Raw genomic sequence first — 24,149 nt, forward strand, 5'->3', positions numbered from 1 at the left:
TCCAAAATTTGTTTTGTTCACTAACTCAAGGTTAGCTACTAAAAACTTTATTGATTACGTTTTGCTTGTTCAGTTTTCAAGGTTCATATCGCCGCCGTTTTCTCAGCAGCAACTCTTATATAATATCACATCATAAACTCCGTGTCAACAACTAATTTATTTAATTTAATTGTTTATCAGTAGTTATCTTAGCGACTTGTATAATACTACACTCATAATTCAAAAAGGTCAACACTTTTTCTAATAAAAAATTATTCTTTTTCATTTCAATGAAAAGCTTCCTATATAATATTTAACTAAACCATACTAAAATATTTAACTAAACCATACTAAGCGACGGGAATATCCTATCATTTTGATCAAACTTTACTCAAAAGGTGATTAATAGAGAAAGGACATTGTTTTTTCACGTATAGAAGTGAGAGATATTTTTTCGGAGGGAGGTTAAATTTAAGTATAAATTAAACAAAAAGACTCTTTCCTTTTCATATAATTCCATTAATATTAATAGATGACCATTATGTGGAAAGGAGTTATATATACATGGCCTATGTCGATAAAGATCTTGCTCGTACCTTAGAACAACAACATAAGCGAAGTGTGAGAGGTTTATTTATAAAAATTCAAGACTTAAATAGTGAGTGTACTTCACTAAGAAAACGACTTGAACCACATATCGACTTAACTGTTTATAAGAACGCTATTGATTATGTCAATCGATTCGTTGCCCATACCACCATCCTTAATTTAAAATTTATTACAAATACGCAAAACTTAGAAGTGGTAGTATTACACGCACTTTTATTAGCACATATTTTAGAAAATGAAGACCCTCATTCCTTCGAATATGAACAGAATTTACTGCAAGGCTACATTCATGAAATATATGCGTTAAATGATCATGCGAAGACTCTTTTTACGAATCATCAGGAAAAAATGCTTCGCTATATACATTCCCAACCTACATAAAAAGACGACCTCCGTGCATTAGCTGCAACTAGATCGTCTTTTTATTTAGCTTCTATTGTAGACCTTTGATAATCAGTGATTGAACTGGTAAGAACTGTTCACCTGTATCACCATACGAAAGAATTACTTCATCACCTGCTTGTAAGTAAATTGCAAGCGGCGCTGTTTCTGCACTTACTAAATAGTTTTCTCCGTTATTTAGTAAAAATGATACAACTGTATATTCCCCAAGACGTTCTTTGTATACACGAAGCACCTTTCCACTAGCATTTTTTTCTTCTGCATGTGAGCTACCATCGACCGTATTGCCACCACGATTTAGGGCAGTTTTATATAATTTTAATGCCTCTTTAGGAGTTGTAGCATAAACGGATATTTCAGGATTTACCGCAGACACAATGAAATAATGTTGCAAGAAACCATTTGAATCTAGCACCGCTGTTAACCAACTAGCTTCACCATAAAAGTTATACAATACTGGCATTTCTCCCGTCCATTTTTTCTCTATAAATTTCTTCTCAATAATTTGTAAATTCCCCTGTGAATCCATATATGAAGAATCTAAATTTCCTGTATAATAGGTTGCTTCACCTGTTCGAGCATTTGTTAATGAATAGCCAAGCATTGAATCGACACCTTCTTTAGGGCTCGTAAAATCAGTGAAATAATACATATCGCCCTTCTCGTCAAAAATTGGGCTGACATTTGATTCTGTTCCCTCATCAGAAGGAAGTTTTACATCTTTCTTACCAAACTTACTATTCCAAAATCCGTGAATATAATTACCGAAATAGCTATTTTGTAAGCTTACCGTTTCAGGCGATACCGCTCCATCAATAAACGCTGGGACATCCTTCAACTTAACAACTTCAGATTTCCCTGTTAGTGCGTCTACAAGTACAATCCCCTTAACGTCAAAGCCATTACGTGCTGAAACGAATTCACCGTATGAACGAATGTAATACGGCTTACCATCATCATCTACTTCAAGCTGTACATCCCCGTTAAAAATAAGGAATGGGTGTTGTAAACGTATATGACGCTCTAAATTATCATTTAAGTAAGCAGAAGGCACATATTTCATTTCTTGCTTAACAAATTTAGGGTTATCTGCTGAATCCGTCGCACTCATGATAAAGTATCCAGGTGTCGTACCACCGTTCATCCATTTAAAGAAGCTTGAAAACTCAACTGGTGCAATATAAACATACTCACCATTCACTTTTTGAATTTGCAGGTTTCCTAGCTCATAATAGCTTGTATTTGGCACTTGCCCGAATGCTTTTTTCATCTTATTACGTACAAATTTAGGAGGCACACTGGCCGGTGTTTGTGTTTCATCAAATGGCTTTATTTCAACCTCTTCCTTCATCTCAGCTGATTTGAATTTATCGTTAGCATTCCATATAGGAGCCGATAATACATATACTGCAACACCTAAACTTACTAAAAATAATAGACCTTTTATTTTCCTTTCAACACCACTTGCAAGGAACGCCCCACCTAAAGTTAATAGAATAATAGCAGGCCAAAAAGCAAGCCAGTTTACATCCATTTTTGTTACATATATTGCTATACCAGTAGCTAAAAATCCTAGTACAAAAACACCCACAAAAAAGTATCCAATTACCTTTTTAGATTTTCCGTCTTCTCGTTTTTTTGTTATTAGCGGTGTTAATAAAACACTCGCAATTAATGCAATGACTGTCGAAGCTATTAATAGCTTGGTCATTTCGTTCACCCTTTCTTAACTTGCTATCTATATTTACGGCTTCATATAAAAAAAGTTTCGTACATATGCTGAGTATAGTGCCGCATCCCTTCTTCATTTAAAATATCATTTTTCTAGTAAAAAAGGGATTTGGCTAAAGGAAATTTTAACATAGATAAAGAATTTCAAAGAAAAGGAGATGAGAGATTTGTCAAAAAAGATTTTCATTACATTCATTATTTTGTTTGGCCTTTATTATATTTTTTTCTTTTCCCATATTGCAGAAAGTCTGAAACTCGTCTTTAAAGTCATTCCGATGCTTTTAATCATTATCTTAGCTGCTACTCAAAAAACATCGGGAATTAAAAAGTATCAACTTTTAATAGTCATCGGGCTTGTATTTTGTATGATTGGGGATTATACACTGCAATGGTTCTTAATTGGGCTAACAAGCTTCTTAATTGGGCATATTTTTTATATCTTTGCCTTCTCTTCTACTTACGAACGACAAGTGCCAACTTGGGCGAAGATTGTATTACTTGTTTATGGCGTAAGCATGGCTATCTGGATTGCGGGTTCAGTGTTTACCTCAGGGAAGGTTGTACTGGGTATTGCAGTAATGGCCTATATCACCGTAATATTAACGATGGGTTGGACTGCGATTCGAACAGGTTCCACGCTTGCAACGATTGGAGCTTTGTTATTTATCGCATCAGATTCATACTTATCTATTAACAAATTTGTTATGCCATTATCCTTTTCACATGAGATTATTATGTTGACATATTACAGTGCTCAATTACTTATTGCTTTAAGCATCCTTCAATATTCCGAAATCCGAAGTAAAGTGTTACAATAATATCAATTATACCTCGGCATCATTGTGTCCGTAGGCTTTAAGCCAACAGATGTTTTTTGCGCGAAAGCGAAGCGTCAGCAAAATGGTTTTGTCTGTGCGAAAGCGTAGCGACAGCAACAGCATGAAGTTGGTCAAACAAACACATTAGGGGGCCATACTTATGAAAGAACAAGTAATCGAGCGATTAGTTCGCTATGCAAAAATTGATACACAATCTGATTTCACAAGCGAAACAACTCCTTCAACACAAAAACAATTTGACTTATTGCATGTACTAAAAGATGAACTTGCTGCAATTGGCTTAACTGACATTACATTAGACAAAAACGGATACTTATTTGCGACACTTGAAGCAAACACTGATAAAGAAGTGCCAACAATTGGCTTTTTAGCTCATGTAGACACTACAACAGATTTCACTGGAACAAATGTTAATCCACAGCGCATTGACAACTATGATGGCGGAGATATTCAACTGAATGAAAATTTAAGTATGTCACCAACAGATTTCCCTGAACTTAAAAATTATGTAGGTCAAACGTTAATTACGACGGATGGTACTACATTATTAGGTGCTGACGATAAAGCTGGTATCGCTGAAATTATAACTGCCATGGAATATCTAGTAAACAATCCTTCCATTAAACACGGCAAATTACGTGTAGCCTTTACGCCTGATGAAGAGATTGGCCGAGGTCCCCATAAATTTGATGTAGCTGCATTTGGTGCAGACTATGCTTATACCATGGATGGCGGACCACTTGGCGAGCTACAATTCGAAAGCTTTAATGCAGCAGGTGCAAAGGTTGTTACTAAAGGTACGAGTGTACACCCTGGTTCAGCGAAAAATAAAATGGTGAATGCTATCACAATGGCTATTGCCTTCCAAAATGAAATGCCTACTGATGCTGTACCAGAAAAGACTGAGGGCTACGAAGGCTTTATTCACTTAATGGACTTTAAAGGGGCAATTGAGCACACGGAACTTTCCTATATTGTACGTGACCATGACCGCCAAAAGTTCGAGGCAAAGAAACAATTAATGCTTAATGCAGCAGCGAAAATTAAGGCTCAATATGGTGAAGATGCTTTAAGCATTACCATGGAAGATCAATACTATAATATGGGTGAGAAAATCGAGCCAGTGAAGGAAATAGTCGACATTGCACGTGCGGCAATGGAAAAGCTAGATATTACGCCAATTACATTACCGATTCGTGGCGGCACTGATGGTTCACAGCTGTCTTACATGGGCTTACCAACTCCAAATATTTTTGCAGGTGGCGAAAATATGCACGGTAAATTCGAATATGTATCTGCGGAAACTATGGAAAAAGCAACACAAGTGATTATTGAAATCGTACAGCTATTTGAACAACAAGGAAAATAATTTTATCAATATATCTTTAATTACGAAGAAGGATTTGCTCCTTTCTTCGTAATTTTTCCAAAGAATAATACTGAATTTTCAAATATTACATAAAGGATTTGGGCTCAAAACTCAAATTGAGGTGACTTTCATGAAAGAAATTGCGTTAGGCATTTTAGCTTCACTTTTCTTCGCTGTTACTTTTATATTGAATCACGCAATGGAAATGCAAGGTGGTAGTTGGCTATGGAGTGCTTCTTTACGTTATTTTTTCATGCTACCATTTTTACTAGCTATTGTGCTTTATCGAAAAGGCTTTTCACAGCTTTCTGGTGAAATGAAATCACAGCCCGCAGCTTGGCTTCTTTGGAGCTTCGTCGGATTTGTCTTGTTTTATGCACCATTGACATTCGCAGCAGCATTCGGTCCAGGCTGGCTCGTTTCTGGAACATGGCAATTTACAATTGTCGCTGGAGTATTACTAGCTCCCCTCTTTGTTTCGGTAGTAGCTGGGAAAAAGGTGCGTCAAAAAATACCGTTAATTTCACTTCTTATTTCATGTGTCATTCTAATCGGTATTTTACTCATTCAATTACCACAGGCACGGTCTGCTTCATTTAATAGTTTAGTACTCGGCATCCTCCCTGTTGTTATTGCAGCATTTGCATACCCCCTTGGTAACCGCAAAATGATGGAAATCTGCGTGGGACGGATCGATACATTTCAACGTGTTCTAGGGATGACCATCGCCTCAATGCCCGCATGGATTATTATGGCCATTTACGCCATTGCAACGGTCGGGCTTCCTTCAATAAACCAAGTGATTCAATCACTACTTGTAGGTATAAGCTCAGGTGTCATCGCGACAACTTTATTTTTTATTGCAACCGACAGAGTGCGAGATCATCAAGGTAAGCTTGCAGCGGTTGAAGCAACACAATCAACTGAAATACTTTTTGTTATTATTGGTGAGGTATTATTACTCGGCATTGCATTCCCAGACCCAATTGCTCTAGCAGGCCTCGGAGTCATCATTGTTGGCATGCTGCTTCATAGCTACTATACGATGATATTAGGAAAAAAAAGTGCTATTCAACAATCTTCCTCTCATAACAGCTCTACTCTGTAATATTAAAAAAATGTACATTACTAAATTTACTTTTAGTTTTAGTAGTGTACATTTTTTATTCTAGAGAGCACTATAATTTGTAAATCATTGTTGTAAAAGTACCTACTACTTCATAACCCTGAAAGCCAAGTTTGTTATAAATATTAATGGCCGAGCTATTTTCAAGGTCTACACTAAGTGAAATAGTATTGTATCCTTCATCCTTTGCTTGTTAAATTATCTTACGCATCAGTAAAGCTCTTTTCCCTTTGCATCTTTTGAAACAGCGATCCCTATTTCAGGAGTAATGCAATCAATAAAACCATAGCCTTTATTATTTTCATCAAACAATCTGTACCAGACTGCACCAACAAGTTTGATTTTCTACGTCAAAGGCAATCAAAGCTTTATCTCCCTTTCTCCGCCTTCATGATATTTTCTTGTCTGAGGCGAGTTAAGTAAAACCGCTTTGGATGGTTTATTTACAGGAATATGCATAGACTCATATAACATTTCTTGAAAGAACTCAAACCCATTTTAATTTCCTTCAATATTGTTAAACATTCAAATTATCACACCAAATTTTACCCTACTATCAAATATATTCAGGAATACTATATATTAGATTGCAATTTTTGGCACAAGGTGAGTATATCAGTTGATTGGAGTGGAGACTGGGCGACACCTTGGGGGGAGATAACATAACTCATTTTATCGGAACAATTTGAGCTTTTATCGAAAAATAATGCCATTTTATCGAAACTTTTTGAGCTTTTATCGAAAAATAATACCATTTTATCGAAAAACTATCTCTTTTTATCAAAAAAAGACGACTCAATCACAACGGAGTGAGTCGTCTATAGATTTTACGTTCCCAAAAAATGAGGGGGGTTTTAGGAGCGTTATCATGAACTAGCAAACTTCTGGAGAAAAGTAGCTAAAGTTCATCCTCTCTACACTGTATTGTAGAAGAGGAATAATCTTTATACGATAATGATAATCATTATCAATTAAAAAGTCAACATTTATCAGAAAATTAATTTTTTATTTTTTAACTACAATACCTTATTCAACGAGCGGCGATATTGCCATTGCTTTAGCTGGAAATGTAAAAAACATCCTATACAAAAGCCTGCAAGAGCTATGGAAGAAGCTATAGCAACCATCCCTGTAAATATATAGCCTACTACCTGCCATTTCAGCAAGTAACTTAAAAAACCACCTGCCAAACAAAAGCTCGCAATACTGGCATTAAATTTTTGCTGCTGTGCGTCCTCTGGTATATAAGCAGAAGGAGCTTTTGTCAAAAACAGCTTACCTAATCGGATAATGGGATTAAAATTACATATAACACCAAGTAAATTTGCTACTAATGGAATTGCTACTATCCAAGTGATTCCTGTTACCCATGTCAAAATGACACTCAAAAGAATCGTCCATTGATTAAGTCGAACAAGTGGTCTTGGGATTGAATGTGACTGTGACATCTAAAACCCTACCTTTCAGATATGTTTAATGTATTTTACTATATTGCATACCATTTGTGAAGCCAAAACGATTAATTTATAATTGATATAGCAGAAGATTGAAAGAAAAGGTGATCACAATGCCAGCTTTAACGATGGATCAAGTTCGACAATTAAATTCCTATAGTATTTACACAACAGAGCCGAAGAGGACATTATTTACATTAGCTGATATACATAAAGACTTTTACCATCCTGATTTTTTAAATCTTATGATGGGTATTACTGACGCAGCAACGGAATCAGCAGCTATCTCTCATTTTGCACGCCGCTATGGTATGTTTTTTGCTATGCAGTTTTACATGCTTGCAGCCTATGACGAAGTGTGGGATGGTAAACCCATTGAACTTCGATTTGACGCAGCAAAAGAATTCAACAGTTTTACAGTCGCAATGTTTGTTAACCCAAACGATTGGCGTTATGTCGATGAAGATGAGCGTCAAGCAGTGATTGAGAAGATCCTCTATGATGGGCATATTATCGTTCAACAACTTCGCAAAGTTACGTCTATTTCCCCCCTTACTATTTGGGAGAATTTCTTTGGATATCTACTTTGGCACTATCATATGTTGTTATCTAATCCTGGCCTAGCTGACCAAGCAATGGAGGATATTGAAATTTTGGAAGATCCTAAAACTTGGGCTCGATTTTCTAACAAATCGTGGTGGGCACAATATACCGGAGGTCAAAGCCCAACTGATTTAGTAAACGTTCCTGTACGAAAATCATGTTGTTTTTCTAAAGATATACCTGGATTAATGGCTTGTGGCTTTTGCCCAATGAAATAAAATCCCCTTAACAAAAAAAGCCTTACCTCTCATAATAAATAAAAGGTAAGGCTCAGACTGTAGACAAACGATACTCCTGATTGCGTTAAGCTATATGGCGTTTTAATCGTGAAGCATCGATATTCAAACATACCCCATTCAAATGTTTAAAGAATGCGAGTCATTCTACTCAACAATCTAGCAAGATTTGTTGGGCAATCCGGTTAAGAATATATAAAGTAGAAACCTAAATTTTAATGAAAAAGAATCCAATTTGATTAATATTTTATTCAAATTGGATTCTTTTTATATATCATAAAATATGGGTTTGTGATGTATTTTGATTAAACATTCCAATATACAGATGTTTGGCAATTCCACTTTGACGTATGTTTTCCCCTTTTTGCTAGCTAGTATTAACTTTTTTACTATTACTAAAAAAAGTTAAAACTTTTTCCAATTTGAGTCGTCTCTTTAGTGCGCGATATCTTACGGAGGATAAAAATGATTAATCAAAATCCATTTGAGGTGATTGAAGAGATTTATGAGGAGCATTACACATATTTACGGAACTTTTTAATTGGATTAACTAAAAGTTATGACATAGCCGATGACATCATTCAAGAGTTATTTGCAAAAATCTTAACAGATCCATCAAGAGTTCAACAAGTTACTTATATGAAAAGTTGGTTAGTGAAAGCAGCTAAAAATACACTCCTCGATCATTACAAAAAAAGAAAACCAGCGCTGTTTCATGATGAAAGTGTAATTGAAAGCTTATTAATTGAGAATCAAAGGCAATTATAAATTCCCAAATTATAACTACCTTAGGTTATCTATCTACGCATGATAAGGCTATTTTTTTAGCTAAGTTTCATTATGGTTATGATTATCAAGAAATAAGTACACTTTTGGATATACCTATCCCTACATTAAAATCCAAGATATTTAGGATGAGAAAGCAGATGGCTAGAAAGAGGTGAAAAAGATGGAGGATTCCCAAAAGATTCATATTCTTTCACGGGAGTTAATCTCTGTATTTGATGAGCTAGAACAGGAAACAAAAGAAGTGGTTTTGGAACATATTCAAGACTGTAATGAGTGTAGGCAATTATTTAATGAATTAGCTGAGGGAAATTATCCGATGTTAGAACGAAGTGCGGAAGTAGAAATAAAGCCATTAAAGAAATTAGTTCAGTTTAATCATGGCCTTAAATGGTTGTTTATTTCCGTTAGAGCCTTCATTTTATTTTATATCATATATTCTTCTTTTCACTTTTATAACTGGGAACTGTCTGCCGATGCGGCCATTGAATATATCAAAAGTGTCACTTTCATGTTCTATTTCCCAGCAGCTATTTTTTTATCAGTATTCACGATGACCTTTTTTACCAAAAGGTGGACTATACTCTCAATTCTTTTTGATTTGGGAATCATATTTTTTTTAGACACATTTATGTCAATTTTCAATTAATACATTAATATGTTGGGGGTGAATAAATTGGTAATGATAAGTTTAGTTGGTTTCATTATTGGGGCATGTATCTTCCTTTTCACTTTAATTGCTTTGAAAAAAACAGGAAAGTTCCACTTGTCTCCGATTGTGACATTTTTAATTGCTGTGTTCATCGTGCTATACGGATTGTTCAAAGTGAGAGGCTTTGAAGGGATGGGTTTTGGAATTCTTGGAGTAGGCATTTTGATAGCTGCCATAGTTGGGACGTGGTTTCTTCCTTTTACGAAAGGCCTAAAACAGTCTGAATTTAACAGAGTAGATAAATCAATTTTATTTATAGTCCCAGTCCTTATTTTTGCTATTATTGGTTGGACTATTATTTTAGATAAAGGTTATTGGATCAATGAAGAAGGCGTTATAGTGGCTGGAAAAGATACTCCCTCCTACTACGATGTATTTACGATTTCTGAAGGAAAGAAACTAATTTATATTCAATTAGGCGAGAAATATGAAGGAAAGCATATAGAAGTAAAAGATGTAAAGACCATAGGGAACACTGAAGTCACAGTTAAGGTTGTCGATAAAGGAAAACCAGAGGGAATCCCATTTATAAAGATAGGTCTAGACAAAATTGTTGAGCCGTTAGTGGTCCAAACAACTGATGGAGAGATAATCAATTCTAAATTTAATAACTAAAAAACTACTTCAATGTAAATTGTAACTGTACACCCTTATTAAACAATCGGACGCTATTATTGAAAAAAACTTATATTTTATCAACGACTTTATATATAGTTAAATACCTTACATTTTAACCCCGTCCTATATTTAGGACGGGGTTGTGCCTATGCTTGTTTGAGTTTTTTACATCAATAGCTTAATTCTATTTGTTTCAGCTTGTCGACTCAAACTAGTGAAAAGGAACCGTTGATTTTTTCACGGAGAGTGGCGACTCCTGCGGGATGGGCTTGCGCTGAAAGCCCCGCAGGAACGTAGTGACGAGAAGATTGAAGCCAAGCCCGCGGAAAGCACCAACTCGGAGTGAAAATCAACCTTTGTTTATTGACACTTAATTTAATCTTTTGTCGACAAGGTAAGGCTTTTTGCTGTTATTTATTTTTCATAAACGACGAACCAATCATTTTGATCTTCATACATAGAAGTACCTATATAACCCTGTTTTAAAAGCTGTTGCTGACCAACTGTATCGGCCATCGAAATCGATTTTTTTTCTGTAAAGATTGGCAGCTCTTGTCGCAAGTCTTTATAGAAAATATAGCGCAGCTTATCCACATACTTAATTTTCAATCCCTTTACCACTAAATCTTGAGAAAATTTATCTTTTAAGCTAGGGATATTATATGGCTTCACCGTAGAGCATACATAATCATATTTTTCTAAATCAATCTGATTCATGACAACTTTTGCTAATGTTTTTTGTAAGCCGTAGCCACGATATGTTGGTGATACATTCGAGATTTCTTGATATAACACTCGGTGTAGTTCATCTTCAGCAATTCCACAATCATAGCCAAGGTGCTCCTCATCAATAGGTGGGTTTAATAATGCCCGAAAAGCAATTAACTTATTCTCTACGTAAGCACCTATCATCAGGCCATTTCCATTTAAAATATATTCAAACTCCTCTGTGCTTAATGGTTGTAATATACTTTGATCTGTTAACGATTCATAAACCTTAAGTTGCAATTTCTCAATTTCCGGTAAATGTTGACGATTTAATGTTGTCACATAAAACGGCGTTCCACCGAGCATACCTTCGTAAATTTTTTCCATTTCGCTGCCTCCTCAAGCTGTTACAATTGTTGAGAATTTGCATAATTCTTTTAGAATCTCTTCGTCTACTTCTACCCCTAATCCTGGTTTTTCATTTAAACAGATAAACGGTACATCGTAGTGTAAGTTTCCAACATCCTTAGAGAATTTTAGCGGACCTGTTAATTCTACACTTGTCATTATTTTTTTAGAGAATGCTACATGGAAGCCAGCTGCTGAACCAACAGATGATTCTACCATTGATCCAATTTGACATTCAATTCCTGCCATTTCAGCCATAACTGCTAATTTCATAGCAGGATAAATTCCACCGCATTTCATTAATTTAATATTTACTTTATCCGCAGCACGTTTTGCAATAATCTCACGCATTTCACGTACACCGCGAAGTCCTTCATCAATCATTAATGGTACATCTGATTTTGACTTAACTTCTACCATTCCATCGATATCCTCACTATCAACCGGCTGCTCTAACCAATCAATATTTAAATCTTTCATTGCACGTAAGCCCTGTAATGTAGTTGAAGCATTTCCCCATCCTTGGTTTACATCCACTCGAATTGCGATATCTTCACCTACACGTTCACGTACTGCCTTGATACGAGCAACATCACGTGCAACTTCTGTTCCTACCTTCATTTTAAATGACTGATAGCCCATTTCTACTCGCTTAGCCGCCTCATCAGCCATAGCTTCTGATGTTCCAATACTCAATACATGTGTAATAGGGAATTTCTCATGATAGCGTCCCCCTATAAGTTGGTATACTGGGACCTGTAGTGCTTTACCAGTTATATCGAAACAAGCAATATCAATCGCTGCTTTCGCTGCTGGCACATCCTTCACAATTTTGTTCATTTTATCGTGAATTTTTTCAAATGACATTGGATTTTCTCCAATAATTGCAGGGACAAGCTGATTTTTTAATACAGCATATGTGCTTTCCCATGTCTCCCCTGTTACGTGCTCATCTGGCACTGCCTCACCATAGCCGATAATACCTGTGTCTGTCGTAACTTTTAAAATAATGGAAGGCATTGTATCATATGTAGCATAACTAATGATAAATGGATCAATAAGTGGTAAATGAATTGCAAAAATTTCTACCTGTTGGATTTTCATATTTATCAGTCTCCTGCATAATTTAATTGTCGCTAATATGTCGCTAATTATTGAAAAAATAATAGAAAAGGAACGTTGCCTATGTCTACTAAAATAGCGGTTATTTGCTCTAAAGCTTTTATAAAACGTATCATTAGTATCGCACAGAACATAGAGAATATTCAATTAGAATTTTATCCTTACAACCAACCTGCTGAGGCACCTGCGTTATTAAAGCAAATTAAGCCATGTGATGCATTGTTGCTTGGAGGTACATTACCCTATTTACATGCCCAGTCCTCCTTGTCAGAAATACCAATACCTTGGAATTATATAAAACAAGATGAGACTGCAATTTCTACAACATTATTGTCCTTGATAGCAAATCACGGAATACCTTTAAATAGAGTTTCTATCGATGTTATGAATCCAGCTTTTGTGGAAAACGTTCTAACAGAAATAGAGTATTCAGGTACAAAACCATATATTCAACCTATTTCTATTACCAAGCCTACTTCCTCTATATTGCAACAGCATATAGCTTTATGGAATGCCAAAAGCATTGACTTTGTCATAACGAGTATTCATAGTGTGTTTGATGAATTACAGGCTCTTCAAATACCTGCAATGCGCATGCTGGATGCAACGAATTCAATTATTCAGTGCCTAGAAGAAACAAAATCACAATCACTTCTAATTAAGTCTGAATCTTTTAAGGCTGTCGTTGGACTATTAGAGATTCCTGAAAACAATCCTTTAGACAACTACATTTTAACGAAAATCACTGCAGCTACACATTCAACTTATAAACAAGTTACACCATACTCTTTTGAGCTCTATACGACAGCTGGGCATTTGCAAAAAGCCCTGGAAAAAGAGAATTTGCACAATTTAATACAGCAAATTGAAAAGCCATTTAAGCTAGCATTTGGTTATGGTCACTCGATTTTTGAGGCTAGCCAAAATGCAAAGAACGCATTAACGTTTGCTAAATCTTGTGAAATTTATATTCTAGATGAGCATAAAAACTTGCTAGGTCCATTCCCAAATTCAGAAGTAAAGTTAGCGTTAAAAACTGATGATCCTTACGTTTTACAAATGGCGAAGCAAACCGGCTTGAGTCCATTAAACATTTCAAAAATCATCCATTTTAGTCATGAGCGACAATCGGCTCAATTTACATCACATAATCTATCGGAATACTTACAAGTTACCCGCCGTACAACAGAGCGCATTATCAAAAAATTAGTGGATAACAGCTATGTAAAAAAAGTTGGTGAAGAAATGACTCATCAGCAAGGTCGTCCACGTACGATATATGAGTTAAACTTTGCAACCTATTAGAACGAAAAGCTCTCGCAGATACTTTTGCATCTGCGAGACTTGCAGTTGCTTTTAGTCTGCCATTACCATATTAGCATCATTTATTTCTTGCTCCTTTTTGCGCTTCTCTTCTGCTGCCATTTCTTCAGGAGTTAGTTTAACAATCGCAAATCCGACATATGCATAAATAATTGAAATAATAGGTACCACGAAGTTAATAATTGCATATGGCGCATATTCCATTGCACCCACACCTAATGTTGCTAAAATAAAGACTCCACAAGTATTCCATGGAAAGAATACAGAAGTTAGTGTTCCCCCATCCTCTAACGCGCGAGATAAGTTTTTCGAATGCAGACCTCGCTCTTGGTACACATTTGCAAACATACGTGATGGAACAACAATTGAAATATATTGCTCAGAACATGTAGCATTTGTTGTAATACATGCAGCAATCGTTGAAGCAACTAGGCTTCCTGTAGATTTAGCAAATTTCACAATGACATTCATAAGCGCTTTCAACATACCAGAATATTCTAATACCCCGCCAAATGTCATAGCCACAATTGTCATTGAAACTGTATTCATCATCGAGTCTAAGCCACCACGGTTAAATAACTCGTCCACCATTTCATTGCCAGTTGAAATAACAAATCCTTCTTGTAAAGCATGTACAGCCATCGCAGGTGTGCCACCTTGCACGAAAATTTGTAGTAAGAATCCTGAGATAATTCCGATAATTAAAGCTGGAATTGCAGGCACTTTTTTCGCTACTAATACAATTACACCAACTGGTACAAGCAATAGCCAAGGAGAAATAACAAAACTTTCCTCCATTACTTTTAATGTTGTCAAAATGCTTTCTGATTTCATTGAGATATCTGCGAAGCTTCTCCCCATAATTCCAAATACAACGATTGCAATGACTAAAGCCGGAATTGTCGTATAGAGCATGTGCTTAATATGATCAAATAAGTTGGTACCTGTTAAACCTGCTGCGAGATTAGTCGTATCCGATAACGGTGACATTTTATCACCAAAATACGAACCCGAAATAACTGCTCCAGCAATCATTGCTGCAGGGATTCCCATACTTAAACCAATACCCATACCAGCTACACCGATTGTTGCCATCGTCGACCATGAGCTACCAATTGCCAGTGATACAATAGCACATAACAGCATGATTGTTACTAAAAACCAAGCTGGAGAAATTAATTTTAAACCAAAATAAATCATTGTCGCTACGACACCGCCGCCAATCCATGCGCCAATTGTCAAACCTACTAAAATAATAATAACAATTGCTGGTAAAGCTAGGCGTATACCCTTATACATCATTTCTTCAATTTCCATCCACTTAAATCCATGCATCTTGGCAACAACTGCTGCTACAGTTGTTCCAATAATAAGTGGTACGTGAGGACTTTGCTCCAGTACTACTACTGTAATAAGCATAGCTATAATCATAATTGCAAAAGTTAGAAGCGCCCAACTAGCACTAATTTCCTTCTTCATCATTCCATCCCCTTTTTTGCACCTATCCCCTTTATGACTTCTCTAAGACGCAAATATTTTTTTACTTTTTTTAGCTTAATATTCAAAAAATTAATAGTCAACGCAAAAAAATTATGCTTCTCGAGAAATTTCGACTATTTTAGCGTAATAAAACGCTTTCAAGTAGCGATTAAAAACAATGCAAATCCTTGTATATCCATACATTCCGGCAAATTCCCATACAAAAAGAGCTACATCAAAAGAAATTTAATCTTTCGATGTAGCTCCAAAATTTCATTAATCGTATTCGGGTTTTTTCTCGAGTACACAAGCAAGTACTTTCGCAGCATCGATTAATGCACTGCGTTCAAAAGTCATTTTAGGATGATGTAATCCCGGTGCCAGATTGGCTCCAATACCTATCATTGTCGCTTTTAATTCTGGCTTTTTAACCGTGTAAAAATGGAAATCATCACTTCCAGGTGTTGTAATTTCTTCCGATAAATGTTCTACACCAAGCGTTTCAATAATGGCATCTTTAGCCATACGCGCTGCAACTGGTGAAACCTCAGCACCAGGTGTAAAATCAACCCATTTCCAGTCCATGGCAATCTCAAATTGCTGTTGTATGGACTTTAAGCCAAACTCAATACGGCTACGAAGTAATTCTAATTGGTCATTGCGCTGTGCTCGAATATCCATCGAGAAGCTAGCAGTACCTGGAATAATATTTGTACTACCACCATCCGCAATAATTTTTGTTAATTTCGCAGAGTAAGGTTCAAATGGCGATAAATGAATACTGTGTAGCATTTGTTGTACCGCCATAATAACATCTATTGCATTTTTCCCTTGATGAGGTCTAGCACCGTGGGCATCAATACCGCGAATTGTTCCATCTAAAAAATAAGCAGCTCCATGATGGATAGCAGGAGAAACCTTGCCAAGTGGTAGCTCTTCTATCGGTCTTAAATGAACACCAAATAAATGAGATACTCCCTCAACGGCCCCTCGCTCATAGGCAGCGCAAGCTCCATTCCCAAGTTCTTCAGCAGGTTGAAAAATAAAACGAACGCGATGTTGTAATGATCGATCTTTTAACTGCAATAGAGCACCAAGTACCATAGTTATATTGGCATCATGCCCACATGAGTGATTAGCTTGCCATTTCCCATCCACTTCCTGCCACAAAGCATCTATATCTGCGCGAACTGCAACAATTTCATCACCTGTACCAATTTCAGCAATTAACCCCGGAACATCACCTAACAGACGGTAAGATATATTTAACTCCTCTAATATTGACGCAATCTTTTTAGTAGTTTCAAATTCCTTCCAGCTTACCTCAGGGAATTTATGAAAATGGTCAAACCATTGATAAACTGTTTCTTCTAATGTCACTGCATTTGACATAACTACACCTCAATACTTATTTTTGTTTCCCATTATACATGAAACTATTTCATAAAAGCACTTATGAAATTAGACCTATAGAAATGAAAAATCAGATTATATTAATAATATGTCTTCACACAGTAATTTGTTATAAGTCAATAATTTTGTAATTAAAATATGTAAAAAATTATTAAGGACTGTGTTAAAAGCTTTTTACGCCTTCAGCACAGTCCATCAAAAAAACATTATAAACTTGTAAAAAAACCTTCTGGATATTCTTCATAATGCATCGGTGTTATTTGCTCCTCAAATTTTTCTTCGTCTATTTTTAACTCCAGTTCCTGATCCATTAAATACGTTTCAAATTTTGAGTTTAAATATTTTTTCATATAATCACCTCCTATTTAATTGAATTTTCTGATAATTAAATTATACAGTACCATTTTGCTAAAAAGCAACAAATAATGCTCATTATGCATAAAAAGTATAAAAACAATCTATTTTTTAGATTGAAATTCAGATGCCTAAAAAGCAGAAAAAGAGATGTATCAATTACGATACATCTCCCTTATAGATCATTTGCTCCGTACATAATCGCCGTAAAATGTGCGCTAAGTTTTCATTCGGTCTAAAATTACATTTTTCATTACCATACAGTCATACAAAGGATACACTTGATAACTTAGAAAATGAGCAAATTCTCATTATTTAATATTACGTCAGTCCTAAGCCCTTTTTACTTCTTACTTAAGCTGTAACACTTGTTTTGCTATTTTGATTGTCATCACCGTTGCCTTTATGCTTTGTTACATATTGAATAACAAACATAACAATAAAGATTGCTAAGCCAGCCCAGTCCGAGAATTTTTCAGGATAGATAAGAAGTAAACCAGTTGCAATGGCAAAAATGCGTTCAATCCAAAGCATTTTGCGATACCAGTAACCTATTACTCCCGCACCTATAGCTACCATTCCTGTAATGGCGGTGAATACTACCCATATAATTTCAGGTATAGTTGTATCAATCATTAGCAATGCCGGTGAAAATACAATCATATACGGAATAATAAACGCTGCAATAGCAAGTTTCGCTGAGTTTACACCTGTTTTAATCGGGTCTCCACCTGATATTCCTGAAGCCGCAAAAGCAGCAAGTGCGACAGGTGGTGTTATATCAGCAATAATACCAAAGTAGAAAACAAAGAAGTGCGCCGATAATAAAACCACTACTGGTACTAATTCCTGTGGAGTATTCGGTGATAGTAATGCTACGATTGCAGGAGCAGCAATTGTAGACGTTATTACGTAGTTTGCTGTTGTCGGAGCCCCCATCCCAAGAATTAGGGAAGCAATCATAACAAAAATCAGTGTTAAAATAATACTACCACCAGCTAATGCTACTAAACTATTAGCTAAGCTTAAGCCTAGACCCGTTTTCACAACAACACCTACGATAATACCTGCACAAGCTGTTGCCGCTACAACACCAAGTGCTGTACGAGCCCCGTCAACTAATGCATCAATAATATCCTTAGGTTTTAAACGTGTCTCCTTATTAAACATAGCAACACCAATAGAAATAAGAATACCGTAAAGCGCTGCACGCATTACTGGTGTACCTGTTAACATTAAAACGATGATAGAGATTATCGGTAATAGAAGGTAAATTTTCTTAAATACCTCTCGACGATTTGGCATTTGATCATCACGTAAGCCTTTTAAACCTACACGTTTCGCTTCAAAGTGAGTCATAATCCAAATACCTGTAAAATAAAGCAATGCGGGTATCGCCGCCGCCTTCGCAATATCCCAATACGATATTCCGCGACCGATAAATTCAACCATTAAAAACGCTGCCGCACCCATAATTGGAGGCATTAACTGCCCACCTGTAGACGCTGCTGCCTCTACTGCACCCGCGAACTCTTTACGGTACCCAAGCTTTTTCATCATTGGAATCGTATATGATCCAGATGTTACAACATTCGCTACAGAGCTTCCCGAAATCGTACCTTGGAGTGCACTTGAAAATACCGCTACTTTTGCAGGACCACCAATTAATTTACCTGCAAGAGATACCGCTAAATCATTAAAGTATTGACCAACACCTGTTTTGACAAGGAATGCCCCAAAGAGTAAAAATACAAAAATAAATGTGGCTGAAACACTGATTGGTGTTCCAAAAATTCCATCAGTCGTAAAGTACATGAGATTAACAATACTCTCTATATCTTGCCCTCTGTGTGCCATAAAATCTGGGAAGTACGGTCCGAAATAGGCATAAATTAAGAAACATATAGCAATGATTGTAATCGGTAAACCTACTGCACGACGAGCTGCCTCTAGCACCAATAGGACAGCTATTAAACCTACGATAAAATCAGCTTGTGTTATGGTACCATTACTATTTACAAGCTCTTTATAATTCATCGTCCAATAAGAACCTACTACAATAGATAATACCGCTAAAATATAATCGAACCATGCAATTTTATTCTTCGCTGCTTTTTTTCGAGCAGGGAATAGTAAGAAAATTAGGGTCAAACCAAAACCTAAATGTATAGTACGCTGGATTTGCGCAGGAAATTGGCCGAAAATTGCTGTGTAAAGCTGGAACAATGAAAATGCTAGTAGCCCAAAGAAAATGACATGCTTCATAATTCCGGATATCGTTCGGACATTGGATTCAATATCATATTTCTCAAGTATCGCCTGTTGCTCTTCAGCTGATATTTGTTCGAATTCTTCTTTTTTTACTTCGTCGTTTGATTTAGGCCGTGTCGTCATTTCATCCTTGCTCCCTTCCATTGTTCATAAAGCGATAAATGCTTCACCTCAAATAAATATGATTTCCCCCTCTGTAAATCTTTTTTTAAATCGTATTCATAATCCTCGTAATCTAATACAAGATCTAAATCCAAATCGCCAATATATATTGTAAAATTTTCTATAAATTCGTTGTCAAACTCGAGGTAATATTTACCATTACGTTTTGTTAATGTTTGATTTTCCTCAGCATAGCTTGGCATACCGATTGCTAAGCTTTCGTACTCCATCCCTAACATTTGTATACTTGTTCCGTCTACACATTTATAATGTTCAAGCACATCCGTTTTATGGATAGAGTGAGTGTATCTAATTTCAAATGTATCCTCAGGTGTAAGTGGTATAAAATGCACTACCGGATCATTTACACGTGTTTCCGTAAATGCGAATACCTTTTGAAAAGGAAGAAAAATGACTACACTAAAGCAAATACTTAAAAAAGCTAAAACAATTATTAATTTCCTCTTTCGCACTACATCTGTTCCCCCACATCAATTACGCCCTGCATAATTGCGTCCGTAATCGGCTTTGTGCTTATGCGCCTGCACGAGGGCCGACAAGATGTCGGTCATTTCGGTAATGCCACAGGACGTGGCGTTTTTACCGATGCAGGTCAGTTAGCCGTTATCGCATGGACGCGATGATTTTAGGCTAACACCCTATATTGAACTCCTTTCTGATTCCGCGACATCCGCCGGAGGCTTTAGGCCAACGTGATATTGGCCACCCAGGCATTTTCACAGGATGTGAAGTTCTTAGCCTGTGTTCCTCTATTTCAGCGGGTGTTTGGATACCTACTGAAAAAAGTTAAAGCTATTCACTATTACTCACGACTTAGACTTAACGGAAGAAAAGAGACTCGAAGCTTTACGCAACCCGAGCCTCTTCGTATTTAAGAAATAATTTTTCACTCGCCATAAATTATAGTTTGATAAAATCTAAATTTGAAATCCAAATATTATGTTATTTCTTTTCATCAAAGTATTTTTGAGCCCCTGGATGAACGTCAATACTAATACCCTGTAAACCCGTCTCAGCTTTGATAAATGCCCCTTTAGCGTGGGAAATTTTATCTGTGTTATCATAAATAGCTTTCGTCATTGAATAAACAACATCTTCTGGAAGATCTTTTTTAACCGCCAGCATTGCAAGTACCGAAACTGTTTCAGTATCATTTGCAATACCATACGTACCAGCTTTTACTGTATCTTTTGCATAGTAAGGGTATTTAGCAATTAACTCATCTGCTTTACCAGCATCCATACCGATAATATTTACTTTAGTAGTTGCATTTAATGCCTCAACAGCACCTGTTGGCGTACCCGCAGTAATAAACGCTGCATCGATTTGACCAGATTGAAGACCATCAGCAGACTCACCAAAATCAAGGTTTTGTGCTTTGATATCATCCATTGCTAAACCGTGAATTTCAAGTAATTGTTCAGCATTTGCGTAAGTTCCAGAACCTGGAGCACCTACAGAAACCTTTTTCCCTTTTAAATCAGCGTATGTTTTAATGCCTGATGCTTCAGTCGTTACTAATTGGACTGTTTCTGGATAAAGTGCACCTAGAGCAGCAATCGAATCGATTTTTTTACCATCAAACATCTCTGTTCCTTCAGTGGCATAATAAGCAATATCTGATTGTACAAAGGCAATTTCACCTTTACCATCTTGCAAAGCCGTCATGTTAGCAGCAGACGCTTGAGATACTTCTGCAGTTGTTTTGACGCCTGTTTCTTTAGAAATTAAATCAGCAAACGTCCCACCTAATGCATAGTAAGTACCTTGTGTTCCACCTGTTAATAGGTTCAAAAAGTCTAGCTTATCAGATGATGCTGAATCTGAATCTCCCTTATTCGAGTCCTTTGAACCTGTTCCACTATCAGCACCACATGCAGCTAAAATCAATAGCGCAAAGGCACTTAATAGTATTAATAGCCTGAATTGTTTTTTCTTCATAGTACTTCCCCCTTTGATTGTAAATAATCATCTATTTAAAATTATCAAATATAGTATAATAATGTCAATCTATTTATAGTAAATTCAGTCTTTTATAATTATACTATTTATCTCAATAGTAAATTATTTTCATATATCACAATACACTACCTTATTCTAAATTTATCTACATCAACCTTCAAAATACTTCTTTCAAAAAAAAAACAAACACAGTTTTAATATGTATAAAAATTGTATAAACAGATTATACAAACAATCCCTTAATTCCCTCTTTTTATAGAAAATAGATATTTTTAAGAGAGGTGATTCTATTACTGGTTCTTACCCTCAAAATAAAAAAACACTGTATCCAAAGTGATTCATCACTTCAGATACAGTCCACTCATACTACTTAATTAATAACGCCACAAGCAATTCTAGCACCAGAATTACCGGAAGGATCTGTTTTATAATCATCCTCTGACTCATGAATGATTAATGTAGTCCCTTCTCCACGTAACAATGAGTTGGCAGCGTCCTTTTCTAAGGTTAGACCTTCAGCTAAGAAAGTCAAATCCACTTTACCATCTTCTCCAACTACTAAATTCGGAAGATCTCCTAAATGATAGCCTTTAGGATTAAGCTTCCCATGTTCTTTTGAGGTTGGATTAAAATGTGGACCTGCAGATTCAAATGTTGGTGGTTCGCACTTTCCAACTGAATGAATATGAATGCCGTGTGTTCCGGATGGCAATCCTGATAGTGCGAGTGTCATCTTAACCCCATTATCTTCTTCCTCAAAATATGCATTGCCGTAGCTTTCATTATTTTTACCAATTACTTTCGCGGTTGCTGTTGGTCCTGAATTTGCGTTAACTGCCACTTTTTGCTCCTTCTTTTCAAAGAGACCACAACCACCGACAAATACTAATAAAGATATAATTATTAAGCTCATTTTTTTCATAAAAATACCTCCTCTATTTCTGATGGTTGCCAACAATCCTCCCACTTATGCAATTTCTATTATAATTTCGTGAATTAATCACTTAATAGGCATTTTACTCTATAAAGAAGCCACAATTGACTAGTTTACGAAGGAGGAAGTCACTTTTAACTCGTACTGTATTTTTTCACAAAGAAGAATTTCGATAAATCAAAAAGGATACCTCTAAATGAGATACCCTTTTCACTTACATTATTCCAAAATTTTAACAGTTACGTGTTTAACACCCCACTGACGGGCTTGTCCCTCAGTAGGAATAAATACATCAATTTTATTGCCTTTTATTGCTCCGCCAGTATCTGCAGCAACTGCTTCGCCATAGCCTTCAACCCAAACCTTAGTCCCAAGAGGAATAACGCGTGGATCTACAGCAATTACCTTTAAGTTTGGATTAGATCTAATATCTGTCCCATTCGCCGTTATCCCCGAACATCCTTCACAATATGCTGTGTAGGCAGTAGCTCGCATCGTTAATGTTTTGCCTGTCCCATTTGTTGGAGCACTTGCTGTTCTTGATGTTGTCACTGGTTTTTTAGCTATGTTTACAGGTTTTTTCACCTTTGCCGCTGATGCCTTGATTGCCAAAAACTCACCCGCAAAAATCAAGTCAGATGTAAGATTGTTCCATTCTTTCAATTCTGCTACTGTTATATTATTTATTCGTGCAATATTAAATAATGTATCTCCATGTTCAATACGATAAGTGTCCTCCGACGAATTCTCCTCTATAGCCTTCTCTTCGCTCAAAACATCTTCTGGATAAAACCAAAATGAGTCTGTCTCGTTCAGTGGCTGTATTTCTCCTAAAGTCAAATTATAAATTTTAGGGATTCCCCACAATGTGTCGCTTGGTTTAACTGTGTACACTTCAGCAGAAGACGTACTCGCAAACGCACTTAAGCCAAAGGTCAATGCTACAGCTAAAGCTAATGCTTGTTTCTTCATATTAAGTAATACCTCCATATTTTATTATTTTTTGCAATCTGCTACTAGCACACTAGAGTTGGGTACCAATCTGCAAGCATCGCTAGAGAATGCAATTAATAACTCAGGACATCGAACCTGATATTAGGAATTATTACTATAAAAGCAGAAAAATATACAATACCAATCATATTTTTAGTAAATTAAAACAATTTAATGGAAAAATAATTAAAACTAGTAATAAGATTTGCATCTTTTATATCTTGGAAAATCAATGTTTTTGAACGATAATATGGTAAAGGAGGTATGTAAGATGGAGATTAATTCAATCATGACTTCGCAGCTTATGGAGTTACAACAAACTGTACAAATGAGTATTATGCAAAGTGCACTCAATTTAAATGCGTCAGCTGCTGTCGAATTATTAAATGATATGCCTCAACAAATTGCTACACATCCATTTAAAGGGTCAGTTATTGATATTTCAATTTAATTAGGACTATTTTTACTTTTAAATTTCTTCATCCTAGGATAATTAACAATTGAAAGTTGGTGCCCTTTTGATTCGAGTGATAAT

General features: G+C 36.1%; 23 protein-coding genes. 11 read left to right on the forward strand and 12 right to left on the reverse strand.

Going from position 1 to position 24,149, the window contains the following annotated elements:
* Nucleotides 1–543 precede the first annotated feature (543 nt).
* Complete coding sequence (locus ACIQXF_RS17835; RefSeq protein ID WP_402785425.1) at nt 544–969, forward strand: hypothetical protein; 426 nt, start codon at nt 544–546, stop codon at nt 967–969.
* 52 nt (nt 970–1,021) lie between these two features.
* On the opposite strand, the gene ACIQXF_RS17840 is transcribed toward ACIQXF_RS17835, so the two are convergent.
* A complete protein-coding gene (locus ACIQXF_RS17840; RefSeq protein ID WP_402785428.1) occupies nt 1,022–2,701 on the reverse strand; it encodes a hypothetical protein in 1,680 nt (559 codons plus the stop codon).
* A 178-nt stretch (nt 2,702–2,879) separates the two neighbouring features.
* On the opposite strand from ACIQXF_RS17840, the gene ACIQXF_RS17845 reads away from it, so the two are divergent.
* The 3 genes from ACIQXF_RS17845 to ACIQXF_RS17855 all read left to right on the forward strand — a co-directional run bounded on the left by ACIQXF_RS17845 (nt 2,880) and on the right by ACIQXF_RS17855 (nt 6,037).
* Entirely contained in the window at nt 2,880–3,539 is a 660-nt protein-coding gene (locus tag ACIQXF_RS17845) for a lysoplasmalogenase (protein ID WP_402785431.1), read from the forward strand.
* A gap of 160 nt (nt 3,540–3,699) precedes the next feature.
* A complete protein-coding gene (pepT, locus tag ACIQXF_RS17850) occupies nt 3,700–4,929 on the forward strand; it encodes a peptidase T (RefSeq protein WP_402785434.1) in 1,230 nt (409 codons plus the stop codon).
* Between the two features lie 130 nt (nt 4,930–5,059).
* Nucleotides 5,060–6,037 carry a DMT family transporter gene (locus ACIQXF_RS17855; RefSeq protein ID WP_402785436.1) on the forward strand — a complete coding sequence of 326 codons (978 nt, stop codon included), beginning with the start codon at nt 5,060–5,062 and terminating at the stop codon, nt 6,035–6,037.
* A gap of 1,034 nt (nt 6,038–7,071) precedes the next feature.
* On the opposite strand, the gene ACIQXF_RS17860 is transcribed toward ACIQXF_RS17855, so the two are convergent.
* Entirely contained in the window at nt 7,072–7,503 is a 432-nt protein-coding gene (locus ACIQXF_RS17860; RefSeq protein WP_402785439.1) for a DUF4395 domain-containing protein, read from the reverse strand.
* A gap of 119 nt (nt 7,504–7,622) precedes the next feature.
* On the opposite strand from ACIQXF_RS17860, the gene ACIQXF_RS17865 reads away from it, so the two are divergent.
* The 5 genes from ACIQXF_RS17865 (at nt 7,623) to ACIQXF_RS17885 (ending at nt 10,461) form a co-directional block, all read left to right on the forward strand.
* Nucleotides 7,623–8,330 carry a Fe-S oxidoreductase gene (locus ACIQXF_RS17865; RefSeq protein WP_402785442.1) on the forward strand — a complete coding sequence of 236 codons (708 nt, stop codon included), beginning with the start codon at nt 7,623–7,625 and terminating at the stop codon, nt 8,328–8,330.
* A 483-nt stretch (nt 8,331–8,813) separates the two neighbouring features.
* Nucleotides 8,814–9,116: an RNA polymerase sigma factor gene (locus tag ACIQXF_RS17870; RefSeq protein WP_402785445.1), complete on the forward strand. Its 303-nt coding sequence runs from the start codon at nt 8,814–8,816 to the stop codon at nt 9,114–9,116.
* A 50-nt stretch (nt 9,117–9,166) separates the two neighbouring features.
* The gene (locus tag ACIQXF_RS17875) at nt 9,167–9,292 is read left to right on the forward strand and encodes a sigma factor-like helix-turn-helix DNA-binding protein (protein WP_402785583.1); all 126 of its coding nucleotides are present in this window, start codon (nt 9,167–9,169) and stop codon (nt 9,290–9,292) included.
* 5 nt (nt 9,293–9,297) lie between these two features.
* Nucleotides 9,298–9,783, forward strand: a complete 486-nt coding sequence (locus tag ACIQXF_RS17880) for a hypothetical protein (protein WP_402785448.1) — start codon at nt 9,298–9,300, stop codon at nt 9,781–9,783.
* 33 nt (nt 9,784–9,816) lie between these two features.
* Nucleotides 9,817–10,461, forward strand: coding sequence for a YesK family protein (locus ACIQXF_RS17885; protein WP_402785586.1), 645 nt, complete (start codon nt 9,817–9,819; stop codon nt 10,459–10,461).
* 417 nt (nt 10,462–10,878) lie between these two features.
* Here the strand turns inward: ACIQXF_RS17885 and ACIQXF_RS17890 are convergent, their stop codons facing one another.
* A complete protein-coding gene (locus ACIQXF_RS17890; protein WP_402785451.1) occupies nt 10,879–11,559 on the reverse strand; it encodes a GNAT family N-acetyltransferase in 681 nt (226 codons plus the stop codon).
* Between the two features lie 12 nt (nt 11,560–11,571).
* Nucleotides 11,572–12,684: a mandelate racemase/muconate lactonizing enzyme family protein gene (locus ACIQXF_RS17895; RefSeq protein ID WP_402785454.1), complete on the reverse strand. Its 1,113-nt coding sequence runs from the start codon at nt 12,682–12,684 to the stop codon at nt 11,572–11,574.
* Between the two features lie 81 nt (nt 12,685–12,765).
* Between ACIQXF_RS17895 and ACIQXF_RS17900 the strand changes: the two genes are divergently transcribed.
* On the forward strand, nt 12,766–14,007 hold the full coding sequence (locus ACIQXF_RS17900) for a hypothetical protein (protein WP_402785456.1): 1,242 nt from the start codon (nt 12,766–12,768) through the stop codon (nt 14,005–14,007).
* Between the two features lie 51 nt (nt 14,008–14,058).
* Here the strand turns inward: ACIQXF_RS17900 and nhaC are convergent, their stop codons facing one another.
* The 8 genes from nhaC to ACIQXF_RS17940 all read right to left on the reverse strand — a co-directional run bounded on the left by nhaC (nt 14,059) and on the right by ACIQXF_RS17940 (nt 23,593).
* Nucleotides 14,059–15,504 carry a Na+/H+ antiporter NhaC gene (nhaC, locus tag ACIQXF_RS17905; protein WP_402785588.1) on the reverse strand — a complete coding sequence of 482 codons (1,446 nt, stop codon included), beginning with the start codon at nt 15,502–15,504 and terminating at the stop codon, nt 14,059–14,061.
* Nucleotides 15,505–15,780: 276 nt separating this feature from the next.
* Nucleotides 15,781–16,896, reverse strand: a complete 1,116-nt coding sequence (locus tag ACIQXF_RS17910; RefSeq protein WP_402785459.1) for an amidohydrolase — start codon at nt 16,894–16,896, stop codon at nt 15,781–15,783.
* A 227-nt stretch (nt 16,897–17,123) separates the two neighbouring features.
* Complete coding sequence (locus tag ACIQXF_RS17915) at nt 17,124–17,267, reverse strand: hypothetical protein (protein ID WP_402785461.1); 144 nt, start codon at nt 17,265–17,267, stop codon at nt 17,124–17,126.
* A gap of 358 nt (nt 17,268–17,625) precedes the next feature.
* On the reverse strand, nt 17,626–19,665 hold the full coding sequence (locus ACIQXF_RS17920; protein ID WP_402785464.1) for a TRAP transporter permease: 2,040 nt from the start codon (nt 19,663–19,665) through the stop codon (nt 17,626–17,628).
* Entirely contained in the window at nt 19,662–20,177 is a 516-nt protein-coding gene (locus tag ACIQXF_RS17925) for a DUF1850 domain-containing protein (RefSeq protein ID WP_402785467.1), read from the reverse strand. The genes ACIQXF_RS17920 and ACIQXF_RS17925 overlap by 4 nt, the downstream gene beginning before the upstream one ends.
* Nucleotides 20,178–20,667: 490 nt before the next feature.
* Nucleotides 20,668–21,666 carry a TAXI family TRAP transporter solute-binding subunit gene (locus tag ACIQXF_RS17930; RefSeq protein ID WP_402785470.1) on the reverse strand — a complete coding sequence of 333 codons (999 nt, stop codon included), beginning with the start codon at nt 21,664–21,666 and terminating at the stop codon, nt 20,668–20,670.
* 391 nt (nt 21,667–22,057) lie between these two features.
* On the reverse strand, nt 22,058–22,609 hold the full coding sequence (locus ACIQXF_RS17935; RefSeq protein ID WP_402785473.1) for a superoxide dismutase family protein: 552 nt from the start codon (nt 22,607–22,609) through the stop codon (nt 22,058–22,060).
* A 231-nt stretch (nt 22,610–22,840) separates the two neighbouring features.
* The gene (locus ACIQXF_RS17940) at nt 22,841–23,593 is read right to left on the reverse strand and encodes a LysM peptidoglycan-binding and 3D domain-containing protein (protein WP_402785476.1); all 753 of its coding nucleotides are present in this window, start codon (nt 23,591–23,593) and stop codon (nt 22,841–22,843) included.
* Between the two features lie 292 nt (nt 23,594–23,885).
* Here ACIQXF_RS17940 and ACIQXF_RS17945 point away from each other — a divergent pair, with 292 nt between their 5' ends.
* Complete coding sequence (locus tag ACIQXF_RS17945) at nt 23,886–24,065, forward strand: putative motility protein (RefSeq protein ID WP_402785479.1); 180 nt, start codon at nt 23,886–23,888, stop codon at nt 24,063–24,065.
* Nucleotides 24,066–24,149 lie beyond the last annotated feature (84 nt).

The sequence above is a fragment of the Lysinibacillus sp. NPDC097231 genome (genome assembly GCF_044761885.1).
Classification (GTDB): Bacteria; Bacillota; Bacilli; order Bacillales_A; family Planococcaceae; genus Lysinibacillus.